The 13,740-nt window shown below is 44.8% G+C and carries 9 protein-coding genes; all 9 read right to left on the minus strand.

What is annotated here, in order from left to right; translation table 11 throughout:
• Window positions 1–64: 64 nt before the first annotated feature.
• On the minus strand, window positions 65–1,909 hold the full coding sequence (locus CCU_RS02555; protein WP_015533450.1) for an ABC transporter ATP-binding protein: 1,845 nt from the start codon (window positions 1,907–1,909) through the stop codon (window positions 65–67).
• A gap of 3 nt (window positions 1,910–1,912) precedes the next feature.
• Window positions 1,913–4,105 (minus strand): ABC transporter ATP-binding protein, encoded by a 2,193-nt coding sequence (locus CCU_RS02560; protein WP_015533451.1) that lies wholly within the window; start codon window positions 4,103–4,105, stop codon window positions 1,913–1,915.
• Between the two features lie 436 nt (window positions 4,106–4,541).
• Window positions 4,542–4,748: a FeoA domain-containing protein gene (locus CCU_RS02565; RefSeq protein WP_015533452.1), complete on the minus strand. Its 207-nt coding sequence runs from the start codon at window positions 4,746–4,748 to the stop codon at window positions 4,542–4,544.
• A 268-nt stretch (window positions 4,749–5,016) separates the two neighbouring features.
• The gene (locus tag CCU_RS02570) at window positions 5,017–6,042 is read right to left on the minus strand and encodes a branched-chain amino acid aminotransferase (RefSeq protein ID WP_004853734.1); all 1,026 of its coding nucleotides are present in this window, start codon (window positions 6,040–6,042) and stop codon (window positions 5,017–5,019) included.
• Between the two features lie 185 nt (window positions 6,043–6,227).
• On the minus strand, window positions 6,228–6,782 hold the full coding sequence (locus CCU_RS02575) for a flavin reductase family protein (protein ID WP_015533453.1): 555 nt from the start codon (window positions 6,780–6,782) through the stop codon (window positions 6,228–6,230).
• Between the two features lie 136 nt (window positions 6,783–6,918).
• A complete protein-coding gene (locus tag CCU_RS02580; RefSeq protein ID WP_015533454.1) occupies window positions 6,919–8,058 on the minus strand; it encodes an SLC13 family permease in 1,140 nt (379 codons plus the stop codon).
• Window positions 8,055–8,600: a hypothetical protein gene (locus CCU_RS02585; protein ID WP_015533455.1), complete on the minus strand. Its 546-nt coding sequence runs from the start codon at window positions 8,598–8,600 to the stop codon at window positions 8,055–8,057. The genes CCU_RS02580 and CCU_RS02585 overlap by 4 nt, the downstream gene beginning before the upstream one ends.
• A gap of 117 nt (window positions 8,601–8,717) precedes the next feature.
• A complete protein-coding gene (locus tag CCU_RS02590; RefSeq protein ID WP_070098468.1) occupies window positions 8,718–10,088 on the minus strand; it encodes a glycerate kinase in 1,371 nt (456 codons plus the stop codon).
• 2,302 nt (window positions 10,089–12,390) lie between these two features.
• On the minus strand, window positions 12,391–13,740 hold a 1,350-nt coding region (locus CCU_RS02595; RefSeq protein ID WP_208895920.1), incomplete at its 5' end, for a helix-turn-helix domain-containing protein.

Genomic DNA, 13,740 nt, shown 5'->3' on the forward strand with positions numbered 1-13,740 from the left:
CCTGCTCACCGCCGTTTTTATGTTTGATACACTGTTTATTAAAAAGCATCTAAATATATCTCTTTTAACTCCACTGCGAGTTATACAGATCCGCATAGAATCCATTCTGCGCCATGAGCTCGTCATGGTTACCTTGCTCTATGATGTCACCGTCCTTCATAACAAGGATTATGTCTGCATTCTTGATGGTTGACAGTCTGTGGGCTATGACAAAGCTTGTCCTGCCCTTCATCAGATTGTCCATGGCTCTCTGAATCCTGTGTTCTGTTCTCGTATCGACTGACGATGTAGCCTCATCGAGGATCAGGACCGGATTGTCAGCAAGAATTGCTCTTGCGATAGTTAAGAGCTGTTTCTGTCCCTGGGAGATATTTGTTATCTCCTCATTGAGCTCCATGTTGTATCCACCCGGAAGTGCCGAGATAAATCTATGTGCATGAGCTGCCTTTGCCGCTGCGATAACTTCCTCATCCGTAGCGTCCAATCTTCCATATCTGATATTCTCCATGATAGTGCCCTTGAACAGCCATGTATCCTGAAGCACCATGCCAAATACATCCCTGAGTTCACGCCTGTTGAAGTCCTTAATATTGTGTCCGTCCAGAAGTATAGCACCGCCATTCACGTCGTAGAATCTCATGAGCAGCTTGACCATGGTGGTCTTGCCCGCTCCGGTAGGTCCGACTATGGCTACCTGCTGTCCCGGTTTTACATGGGCTGAGAAATCCTTGATGATGATCTGATCCGGATTGTAGCCAAACTTTACATGTTCAAATGTAACTTCACCCTTGATTCCCTCTGTGGATACAGGATTCTCTACTATCTGCTCCTCTTCTTTCTCTTCAAGAAGTTCAAATACTCGCTCAGCGGCTGCTGCCATCTGCTGCATCATATTTGTGACCTGGGCAACCTGCTGAACTGGCTGTGTGAGGTTCTTCACGTACTGTATAAATGCCTGGATATCACCTATCTGGATAGTTCCTCTGATCGCCAGAGCCGCACCTGATATGGCAACTGCCACATAGCCCAGATTACCGACAAACATCATAATAGGCTGCATCAGTCCTGAGAAGAACTGTGACTTCCATGCTGACTTGTACAGAGTCTCATTTGTCTCATGGAACTCTCTTCTAACGTCGTTCTCCTTATTGAACGCTTTTATGACATTGTGTCCGCCATACACCTCTTCAACCTGACCATTTATGTGTCCCACGTATTCCTGCTGCTGCTTGAAGAATCTCTGGGATTTCTTGATGACAAACATCATGAGCATGATACTTATCGGAAGTATCAGCACTGATATAAGTGTCATAAGCGGGCTGATCGTGAGCATCATCACTATTACACCGATGACTGTGCTAACCGATGTGATGAGCTGTGTGATACTCTGGTTCAGACCATTTCCCATGGTGTCTATATCGTTTGTGATCCTTGAAAGTACCTCGCCATAGGTTCTGCTCTCAAAGTAGCTCATCGGCATCCTGTTGATCTTCTCGGACACCTCACGTCTCATCCTGTAGCACACCTTCTGTGTGATACCGGTCATGATGAAGCCCTGTACAAAGCTAAATGCCACACTCAGCACATACAGACCAAGACAGAACAGCAATATCTTACCGATATACGTGAAATCAATTCCGCCGTTGCCTGTTATCTTGTTCATGATCCCCTCGGACAGGGCTGTTGTCGCCTTGCCGAGCACCTTCGGACATACTACGTTGAATACCGTACTTCCAATTGCAAATATAGCAACGACAACAACCGCTGCCTTGTACTTGCCTATGTATCTAAATAACTTTCCTATCGTTCCCTTGAAGTCCTTGGCTTTCTCGCCGCCCATCATAGGACCGTGGCCTCTTCTAGGGCCTTTGAAACTTCTCTGATTATTTGTCTGATTCTGTTCTGCCATGTCCTACACCTGCCTTTCTGAGTCAGTTCCAAGACTGGCCGCTATCTCCGATGGAGAAAGCTGCGACTCGGCTATCTGCCTGTACTCCTCACAGGTCTGCAAGAGTTCCTTGTGAGTTCCCTTGCCGACTATCGTACCCTCGTCAAGCACAAGTATCTGATCTGCTGAGAGTATAGTGCTTACACGCTGTGCAACGATAAATACCGTGCTGTCATTTACGTGCTCGCCAAGCGCCTTTCTGACTGCCACATCCGTCTTGAAATCAAGCGCCGAAAAGCTGTCGTCAAATATCAGGATCTTCGGCTTTCTCGCTATGGCTCTGGCTATAGCAAGACGCTGTTTCTGACCGCCGGACACATTTCCACCACCCTGAGCAACCGCACTGTCGTAACCATGCTCCTTCTCCTCTATGAAGTCGGATGCCTGGGAAATCTCAGCTGCAAGCTTGACATCTTCATCAGATGCATCCGGCGCGCCGAATCTTATATTGGATGCAATCGTTCCTGAGAACAGAATTCCCTTCTGCGGAACAAAACCGATATTCTGTCTCACGCTCTCCATGGTGAGGTCTCTTATATCCTGTCCGTCTATTGTTATCGAGCCCTCCGTAACATCATAGAATCTCGGGAGGAGCTGAACCAGTGTACTCTTACCACAACCGGTACTTCCTATGATCGCCGTAGTCTGTCCAGGCTTGGCCTCAAATGAGATATTCTCAAGTACATTCTCATCTGCGCCCGGATATGCAAATGCGACATTGTCATACTTTACGACACCCCTTGGTGCTTCAAGCTTCTTTGCTCCGGCTGCATCCTGAACTGTCACATCCGTATCTATGATCTCCTGTATTCTGTCTGCTGCCACGCTGGCACGAGGGAGCATGACTGACATCATGCTGAGCATAAGGAATGACATAATGATAAGCATTGTATATGTAATAAATGCAGTCATTGATCCTACCTGAAGGACACCCGCATCGATCTTGTGGGCTGCCACCCACTCTATAAGTATGCTTATTGCATACATGATGAACATGAGTATAGGCATTGCAAATGTCATGACTCTGTTGACGAACAAGGTGTTCTTCGTCAGGTCTTTATTTGCCTCATCGAATCTCTCTTCCTCGCGTTCCTCTCTGCCAAATGCCCTGATAACCGGGATACCTGTAAGTATCTCTCTTGACACAAGGTTTACTCTGTCCACCAGTGTCTGCATAACTTTAAACTTTGGCATGGCAATGACCATAAGCGTTCCCATGAGGATCACAACTGCTGCTATACCGATGAATATTACCCAGCCCATTCCGGCTCCGTTCCCAACAACCTTGACGATTCCTCCAATAGAAAGTATCGGTGCATATAGAACCATTCTGAGCATCATAACTGTAACCATCTGTATCTGCTGGACATCATTTGTAGATCTCGTTATAAGAGATGCAGTTGAGAACTTGTTGATCTCAGCATCCGAAAATGCGATAACCTTGTTGAACACCTTCTCTCTGAGTCCGCAGGCAACGCTTGCCGCAACCCTTGACGCCACAAGTCCTATGAGAACCGCAGCTGCTGCCATGAGAAGTGACATTCCAAGCATCTTCACCGCTGCCCACTTCAGATATGACATCTGTCCTGCCTTATAATCGTAGCCAAAGCTGTCATAGCATATCCTTGTACATGCGATGGCTGTGGATTCCATATAATCCTCCCCCATGCTATCGAGCATGCCGTCAACCGTAGGTTTCATCTGTTCACCGATCTGCGCCCACATCTCCTCCGGCATCTCGTCAAGGGTGATTCCCATCTTATCAAGTCCTGCCTTGATCTCATTGTCCTCGTCAGAGTTCACCATCTGATATGGATAGTAATACATCATAAGCCCCTTCATACAGGCACTATCCACTTCGTCTATGTGTTTCTCGCCGTCTTCTGTTAGGTAATAATAACCATCCGAACCATCTTTATAATATTTCTTCCATACGGCTTTCTCATCGTCATCCATAAATCCGTCTATCACTTTGTAGGCTTTCTCCGGGATCTGTTTCGGACTGCAGTTCTCTATACCGTAGTTCTGTATACCGGTATCTATGAGCTTTGAGGTGTAGTCCGGAAGTGACAGATCACAGTATGCCTGCAGAACGAGAAGCAGGGCTATGATAATGACCGACTTCCAATACGGCTTCAGATTTCTGAATATCTGCATGTCATTTCCTCCTTGAACAATTATTGATCAGATGAATGTATCCCCCTCTAGTCTTTCTATGTGCACAACATAACATCACCTGTACCGGATCGCTCCCGCTCATTTCGGCCTACAGCGGTACTAAGGACCGGTGGCCTCAAATGTCCTGTACAGGTGATGTTATGTTGTACACGTTAATATACATTATGCAGGGATACATTCATCTGATATCTACGCTTTCTTCTGACGGAGAAAATGCCATGCTTTAGCTGACGTTGTTTTCCCCTTTACATTTCCAAGCGTATTCTTACTTTATTTGAATATCTTTGAAAGTTTATCATTGCATATATTCTCAGTCAATTAAATATCTATAAAGATTTAATAATTTTTATGACAAAAAACCGGCAGCCGCTGTTCTCCAGCAACTGCCGTTTTTTCCGTTTCTTCCGCTCTCAATCTAAGCCAGCTTTATCCGCTCCGCCGCGTCCCTTGTTATCGCTAGTCTTTTTCCATTTGCCTTGATTATCACATTGCCAAAGTAAGACGATACGACCTGCACCTGATCTCCAGTCTCAAGCTGGCATGCGCCGAACAGTGATCTGTCCGCACAGTTCCAGGCTACCTCTCCTGAGAAACCGTTTACTGCATCTGATAATGACATCATAGTAACCACCCCTTCAAGATAATTGTTTTTATGAATTATATTATGTTTCAATGCACTATCCGATATGCAATTTATCTTTCGTTCCTTCTATTGTCTACACAATTATAACTCTTCAGGGTCGGTGCAAGTCAATTCTAATTGTTAGTATATGGGGCTAATCTTTCTTACACCGAACTAACTTGGATACACAAAAACCCCACCGACATCCGACTTACCATCAGACATCTGTGGGGTATAATGTTCTCAATAATTATTATCTCACACCGAATTACTCGATTACCTTAAGCCATCCCTCTGGGCCTTCGATTCTGCCCATCTGGATTCCTGTAAGAGTATCATACAGCTTCTGGATAACTGGTCCCATCTTCTCCATACCGCTTGGGAAACAGATCTCCTTGCCGTGATCGTTGATCTTGCCTACAGGTGAGATAACTGCTGCTGTACCGCACAGACCGCACTCTGCAAAATCCTTAACCTCATCGAAGTATACTTCTCTCTCCTCAGCCTCAAGTCCAAGGATATCCTTTGCAACTACCATCAGTGAACGTCTTGTGATCGATGGGAGGATACTGTTTGACTTAGGTGTAACTACCTTGCCGTCCTTTGTAACAAAGATGAAGTTTGCTCCACCTGTCTCCTCAACCTTTGTTCTTGTAGCTGCATCGAGATACATATTCTCATCGAATCCCTCTTTGTGTGCTGTAACTATTGCATGAAGGCTCATTGCATAGTTAAGACCAGCCTTGATGTGTCCTGTTCCGTGAGGTGCTGCTCTATCGAAATCTGAAACCTTGATTGTGATAGGCTTTGCACCGCCCTTGAAGTAAGGACCAACTGGTGTTGTGAGGATTCTGAACTGATACTCGTCTGCCGGCTTAACACCTATAACTGGATTTGAACCGAACATATATGGTCTGATATATAATGTAGCACCTGATCCGTAAGGTGGTACATAATCAATATTTGCCTTTACTGTATCTACTATTGCCTGTACAAATCTATCCTCTGGGAAAGGTGGCATCTCAAGTCTTCTTGCTGAGTCTGCCATTCTGCTTGCGTTGAGGTCAGGACGGAAACATACAACACGACCATCCTCTGTTCTGTAAGCCTTCATTCCCTCGAAAACTGTCTGAGCGTACTGAAGAACACCTGCGCACTCGTTTAATACTACGTTAGGATCCTCTGTGAGTGTACCCTCATCCCATGCTCCATCCTTATAATTTGCTACAAATCTCTTATCCGTCTGAACATAGCCAAATCCAAGGTTTGCCCAATCGATATTCTTCTTATCCATATCTACATCTTCCTTTCACTTTAGCTTGTGCTTTTTTGTATGTGTCTGTTATATCACATTATTTCGCCTTTTTCCATATGTATATTTAACATTTGCTTGAAAAATTAAGGTTTTTCTTCCAAAAACGGCTAATTTTTTCATGTTACAATGTACAATTTGATGATTTTCCCAAGTTACAAGCTTTCCTACTTCAACTTATTACCCTCTGAGAAAGCATCGCCAACCCTGTCGCCGAGTGCAAAATATCCATGTCCGATGGTGTCAAACACGATCGGATGGAACTCTTCATATGTGATCTCGCCGTCATCGCCCAGGATACGGTCGTCTGCAACAACATTTACAATCTCGCCGAGGAACTTGTCCCCGTCTATGATCTCCTTGAGCTTGCACTCCATTGTCAGTGAAAGCTCGTTGATGACTGGAGCATTTACAAACTCGCTCTTTCTGGTTGTAAAACCAGCCTTCTTCATCTTGTCTGGCTCGTCATTTGCCGACACGATTCCCACATAGTCACAGGCTGCCACATGCTCTGCATCAGCAATGGCAACTGTGAAAGCTTTGTTCAGCTTTATATTCTCGGTAGTCTTATGACTTCCAAGGTCAAATATGATCTCATTTGCTCCGACTATTCCGCCCCATGCCGCATTCATGACATTTGCATTGCCATCGGCATCGTATGTTCCGATCATCATGACCGGCTGTGGCACCAGCATAGGTTTTGCACCAAGATTCTTACTCATATTATCTGCCTCCTTAATTTGAAGAAACTTACCATTCTATTTTATGACTACTGCCATCTAAGGGCAATAATTTTTTGGCTAAAATAGTCTTACACAATGTACGACAGCAGTGAATATTGTTCATCGTAAGGCACGTTTATTTTATTATATTCCAAATGCATATTAGTACCGCCAGGAACAGCACATTTGCAAATGTGAAATATGCCAGATATCTTCCTCTAGCGCCCTTGTCCTGTATCGCCACGTATTTGAATGAGATCAGACTTGCCATGGATGCAATCAAAGTTCCGAGTCCTCCGAGATTGGTACCGACTATCAGATCTGTGTATTTATCTGTAAATCCCGACAATAACACCGCCGCTGGCACATTACTTATGACCTGACTTGCAAGTACTGATGTGATCATCTCATGCCCGCCAAGAACACTCTCCACAAATGTCCTAAATTCTTCTATTCTTCCCATGTTTCCGATAAACACGAAGAATCCCACAAATGTGAATATCAGCGAATAGTCTACCTTCAGCAGCAATCTTCTCTGGCATATAAGGACTACCACAAGCACTACCGCAAATGTCACCCAGTATGGGACGATTCGCGCCACGGTGAGCAGCGACAGCACAAATAGTATGCTATATATACCCACCAGCTTCCTGTTCACCTGTATATCACCGCCTGAAAGTCTGATCTCAAGCTGCCTGTTTTTTCCTTTCATGCATACTATGACACATATCACAAGAAGCACTGCCGATGCCACTGTATATGGCAGCATGAGCAATACAAACCTGCCTGCGCTGATCCCTACAAGTCCGTACAGATACAGGTTCTGCGGATTGCCTATGGGTGTCAGCATACTGCCAAGGTTCGCAGCTATGGTCTGGAGGGTTATCACCGGCACCATCCATCTGGTAAGTACTTCCTCTCCTGCCATACCAAGGACCGTGAGTGTCATCGGTACAAATGTTATGAGCGACACATCATTTGTGATAAACATGCTGAAAAAGAAACACATGAATATCAGGACAATTGTCACCGCCCGGAGCGAACCCATACGATTTATCATACTTTTCGCTATGATGCCAAACATCCCCTGCTGTGAAAATCCCGCGACCACTGTCATAAGACAGAAAAGTATCGCAAGTGTCCTGAAATCTATGTAGTCCACATACGCGCTGTCCGGAGGCACGATAAATGCCGATATCACCGCCAGCAGAAGTGCCACGGTGAGCACTGTCTCTTTGCGGACAAATTCTCCGATTTTCTTTATACCCCCGATCATGGTCTGAATGTCCTGAGCGCCTCTATAGTCTTGGTGATCAATTCATCAAGTGACCAACCAAGCATATCTGCACCTCTTTCGATGACCTCCCTGGAGCATCCCGCAGCAAATCCCTTGCTCTTGTATTTCTTCTTAACTGACTTGAGTTCCAGATCTTGAACACTCTTTGATGGTCTCATAAGTGTAACCGCTCCGATAAGTCCTGTAAGCTCGTCCACAGCATAGAGAACCTTCTCCATCTCATGTTCTGGTTTTATGTCAACCGTGATACCATAGCCATGGCTTGCCGTCGCATGTATGATCCTCTCGTCAACACCGTGCGCTCTCATGATCTCCTGGGACTTGATGCAATGCTGCTCAGGATACTGTTCAAAGTCCAGATCGTGAAGCAGTCCGACTATTCCCCAGAACTCTTCCTCATCGCCATAACCAAGTTCCCTTGCAAAATACCTCATGGTTCCCTCTACGATCTGTGCATGCTCCAGATGAAACTCATCCTTGTTGTACTCTGTGAGTAATTCCCACGCTTCTTCTCTTGTCATCTTTTTATTCTCCTCGTATTATATAGTAGTAAATTTATTTCCTTGCATATCTCTTCATTTTTTGCAGAAAAAATTCACACGCCTCTGATTCTGTTTCAAACAAATTCAATCCCATATCTATCTAAGCAGTGCAGGTCTGCACACACGTGCCGACATCTGTTCCTTGAGTCCTGTGATCTTTGCGGCACACGTCGTCAAATTCGCCGCAGCATTTTCAGGCTTCATCGCCGTTCTCACCTGCTCCGGATCACTGTCATCTATCCCAAGCACATTGTTTACCGCATAGCACTCATTGAACACTCCTTCTTTGACGCAGTTCTCCGCGCCATCCCCAAGACATCCTCCTATGGCGATCACATATTTGCCGTGTTTCTTTGCAAGCTTTGCGACTCCCAATGGGGTCTTGCCCATCATGGTCTGGGCATCTATCCTGCCCTCACCGGTTATTACAGTATCCGCCCATTCTACGTCCGCCTCAAGCCCTGTCTCAGACAAAACTATATCAATTCCTGGCGTTAGTTTTCCGCCGAGGAACATGAGAAATGCATATCCGAGACCACCCGCAGCGCCGGCGCCTAGTGTATACCTGTCGAATTTTCCTGTTTCATTTTCACCTACAGGCTCTGTATCTACGTCAGTTTTTTCATATCCACAGTCAATAAGCTGTGCCGATTTGCTCAAACCTTCTACCGATTCTTCTACAATATCAGCATAATGCTTCATGTATTCTTCCATGAGCTCAACAGTCTCCGCATTTGCCCCCTTCTGTGGTGCAAATACCCGGCTGCATCCGAGCTCACCTACAAGTGGATTCGTCACATCACAGGCGATACGGAATGAACAGTGCATTAACTTTGATACAAATTCCACTTCGCCATCACCTGTCACACGAGAAACTTCAGCTTCTTTCTGGCCAGATTTATTGTCAATACCAAACATACCATCAGGTCTGATCATACGCTCCAGGACGCCAAGTCCCGCCGCTCCATATGGCACATCTTTCCCATCCGCATCAAGACAGTAAAATCCAAGAGCCTGAAGCATTCCTATCCCGCCGTCATTCGTTGCACTACCACCTATCCCGATGATAAAACGCTCACATCCCTTTGAAACGGCATCATTTATCATCTCACCGACACCATATGTAGTCGTATGCATCGGATCTCTCCGGTTCTCCGGAACAAGTGGAAGCCCCGCCGCCGCTGCCATCTCCATGACAGCAGTTCGCCCGTCTGCGGCATTATATATTGTATATTCCGCAGTGATCCTATCACCAAGCGGTCCGGTCACATAACATCGCTCTCTGCTGACACCATCTCTTCCATATATAAGAGCATCAGTAGTGCCCTCTCCGCCATCAGCCACAGGACGTACCCTGACCTCTGTATCCGGCAATATTGACTTTATTCCTTTTTTTATGGCATTCCCCGCTTCAAGACTCGTCATGCTTCCCTTGAAAGAGTCAACCGCCACAAGTATCTTCTTCATAATAACTCCTGTCTGTATACTGAAGCACCAGTCATCCATCTTTGTACATGGCTGAAGCTTCACATCGCCTTTGTATATTATAATACCATCTGCCTGTTTTGCACACCAAAAGTGGGGCGTATACAAAACTGTTGTTATGTTCTGTATACGCCCCGTTGTTCAAAATGATGTAATTAAGCTATTTTACTTTAACAGATTTCGCCTTGCTCCACGCAGAGTAAAATGTCACTGACTTTCCATTTATCTTTACTGTCTTGTAGGTTCTCACACGTACATAGTATGTCTTTCTACTCGCAAGCTTCTTTACACTTGTTCTGATCGTCTTGTTCTTGCTTACAGTCTTTACCTTTGTGCCACTTCTGAAATTCTTATTTGCACAATACTGTAACTGGTAACCCGTTGTCTGTGTCATCTGCTTGTTCCATCTGACTGTCATGCGGCACTTGCCGGACGCAGTCGCAGCAATGGTGGTTCCCTTCGGATTGATGGTGAAATACATTGTCTTCGAATCCTTATATTTATTTCCGCACAATGTGACCTTGACCGAATATTTTCCTACATTTTTTCTCCCCGCACTGTAGGTGGCCTTGTAATCCTTATTCTTTGTCAGAATATTCCCAGCGGCATCTTTTACTGTAACCGCCGGTGTTCTGACCTTTCCATTATATACATACGAAGCCGTATTAAGCTTAATTGTAGACACCTTGGATATTCTGGATGTCGAAAGCTTTTTGCCGCATGACTTACACGTTGTGGTGATGACGCCAGCCTTCGACATTGTTGCTTTTGTTGTCACAGTGTTCACCTTTGTGGCGTGCTTACATACGGTCGTCTTTGCTGTGAGGACGCCAGACGCGGCATTACTATACACCACGTAAGTGTTCTGTATATATTCAAGCTCACCGGATACCTTGTAACCCTGTGACAACATATACTCATTGCTGTAATACAGGTCTCTTGTAAATGAAACATTGTCTTCTGACTTCTCCACCATACAATATGATGACACATTTCCATACTTGTCTGTCACATCGCCAAGTACACCTGCTATGTCATATTTGAAATATGCATAATCTTTGTAGTTATTATCTATTGAATTATATAAAAATACACACTTATCGCCCGTCTNTCTCANGTACACATATGCAGGTGAAGAGGATCTGAAAGAATATCCGGCAACAGATTCTTGTGTATCGGTGTATCCACACTCCTCAGCGTTGAATGTACCCTCTGTAGTCTTCAGCTCATGCATATAATACTTTCCATCGTTTCCTGGTATAGGCATGAGCTCATACTCTGTATATATACGCACATTCTCTGCCTTTATCGTTCCATCTGGATTATACTCGGTACGCACCCCCTCCGTCACAGTATACAATTTCTTATCATCAGCTTTTTTGTACACCTGACAAATGTCACCTTCACCGCTCAGATCAATCTCTATGCTCTGTATCTGCTCATAGTTCATTCTGGTTGCCTGTGTCTTCTGAAGACCGGTCAAACCATTTACAGCAAAACAATCTGCAACCGTTGTGTTCATGGCCAGAACAAGGTTGCCGTCCGTCTTTCCCGCAAATGCGTGTACCTCAGCATTTCCGCTTATCTTGAAGTATGATCTTGTTCCCTCCGGCTGTAAAACTATTGCGTCAGTTGACTTCTGCTTCTCGTTGACATACAATTTACCGTCACCAACGATTTCCACAGAACCGCCATATCCATCTCCCCATGCATACAATGCACTTACATGACTCGTTCCCACGAGCTTGATCTTAAAATCATCGCCCATCATATTGGTAACGACCCTGTAATCCGGCAAATTACAATTGGTGAGTGTCAAAGTGTTCGTACTCTTGTCATACACCGCACCTTTGGCACTGGTAGTTGTTCCTGCCTGCGGAGTCCTGAAGCTGTACACATATATCGCTTCGTTATTATCCGGATTGTAGAACTCAACATATGCAAAGCTCCACTCCTCATCCTCACACGGGCCATTGTTTGCGGCCATCGCCGCGACACCGCCTACCGTCAGAATAAAAATAAACGACAGCAGAAATGTCAATCTCCTGAAATGCTTCATAGTCATTCCCCCTTCTATGATATTCTTCGTCTACAGGTAAGTAACTCACCTGTTGTTTTATGTCATAGATTATAGTCATCTGCTGTCGTTTTCATAACGTTACATATGTCTCAATATGTGCTATATATTCAATTTTACATTCATTTATCACTTTTATCTAATCCATATGTGCATTTTCAATCTGGCACACTTATACTTCCATAGCAATCAACTCTCACGCAATCATCATTCCTCATGCCATCCATAATAATACTGAATAAGGCCTACTCTTGTCTTCGTTCCAGTCTTCTCATTCATGGAAGATATATGCCTATATAGGGATGCCCTTGATATGTACAGCTCATCCGCTATATCCTGTACACTGCCATCAGATACAAGCAGCTTCTGCAACACCTCCCGCTCACGCCCCGTGAGGTGATGAGCATCTGCAAAGCATTCAAAATCAACCTCAACTCTTGCGTTAGAATTCTCCGCCGATTTCGTCACTTTTTCTTCATCATATCGTCTATATTGTTCCTTCTGTAGATTTTCAAGCACAAATACCGCAATGCTTATAAGTACGAGCAACAATATGACCACTACACTCATAACCATGATTCCGGGGGAATCTATCAGCATATATGATATTATTCCCACAATACCCGCACCAATGTTGTTGACTGCCCTTCCGGCACCAGACCAAAGCGCTGACCAACGCATTCCATAGGATACATTTATGAATCCTGTCGTGAAATACACTACGAAGAATCCGGCTGCAAGATAGAATACAATCAGACCTATGATAAATGCCCCTCCAAACTCTATGATAAGCATGGCTATAACGGACAACACTGTAACGCAGTACATCATCTGATTCATAAAACGCTGATCTTTTATATCAAACAAGAAGCCTGCTGCAACTCCGCTTAATGCGAGAAACAACCTTGGCCATTGCCCCACATCTGCCCCGCCCTCAGCGTGGACAACGGTCACAACATTATCCAGTGCGGAAAATATAAACGTCATAAGAAGAACAACCATCACAAGCGCCACAGCCACCGATCCGCTATCAGGAGTTGTTTTGTCACATTTTTCTTTGCAATCCGTTTTGTTCCGCTCATCTACCATGTATGTGTCCACTTCCGCTTCTGCGTATTCATCTCTGGCCAGAAAAAGTATCACTGCAAGTGCCACTATGGCCAGCGAGAACATAACCATACGCAGGATCACACTGTCTATAAGATTATAATTGATATACTGCAGAAGCAGTCCAAGTGCATATGAAATTCCCACAATTACCGTAAGATGCTTTCTATCCGTATAATCGCGGCTCACATCGTGATACACGCGTCCTCCCATAACACCACACACAATAAAGAATATAATTCCATATAACAGTATCAATTTGCCGGAACACAGTATTATCGCTGCGAGCGCGGCAACCTCCACTATATTCAAAGTAATAATTATTATCTGTTTGATTTTGCTGCCGACATATCTCTCAATCAGTGCATATATGAATAGTCCCACCGCACTGGCCAGCAGTATCACGCTCTGATACAACAGAACACTTCTGGCATCCACAAACTCCGCAGC

It is taken from the genome of Coprococcus sp. ART55/1 (assembly GCF_000210595.1).
Lineage (GTDB): Bacteria > Bacillota > Clostridia > Lachnospirales > Lachnospiraceae > Coprococcus > Coprococcus aceti.

Excerpts from the sequence above, each read along its gene's own strand:
- CCU_RS02555 (WP_015533450.1), bottom strand. The coding sequence starts at position 1,909 with ATGGCAGAACAGAATCAGACAAATAATCAGAGAAGTTTCAAAGGCCCT.
- CCU_RS02560 (WP_015533451.1), bottom strand. The coding sequence starts at position 4,105 with ATGCAGATATTCAGAAATCTGAAGCCGTATTGGAAGTCGGTCATTATC.
- CCU_RS02565 (WP_015533452.1), bottom strand. The coding sequence starts at position 4,748 with ATGATGTCATTATCAGATGCAGTAAACGGTTTCTCAGGAGAGGTAGCC.
- CCU_RS02570 (WP_004853734.1), bottom strand. The coding sequence starts at position 6,042 with ATGGATAAGAAGAATATCGATTGGGCAAACCTTGGATTTGGCTATGTT.
- CCU_RS02575 (WP_015533453.1), bottom strand. The coding sequence starts at position 6,782 with ATGAGTAAGAATCTTGGTGCAAAACCTATGCTGGTGCCACAGCCGGTC.
- CCU_RS02580 (WP_015533454.1), bottom strand. The coding sequence starts at position 8,058 with ATGATCGGGGGTATAAAGAAAATCGGAGAATTTGTCCGCAAAGAGACA.
- CCU_RS02585 (WP_015533455.1), bottom strand. The coding sequence starts at position 8,600 with ATGACAAGAGAAGAAGCGTGGGAATTACTCACAGAGTACAACAAGGAT.
- CCU_RS02590 (WP_070098468.1), bottom strand. The coding sequence starts at position 10,088 with ATGAAGAAGATACTTGTGGCGGTTGACTCTTTCAAGGGAAGCATGACG.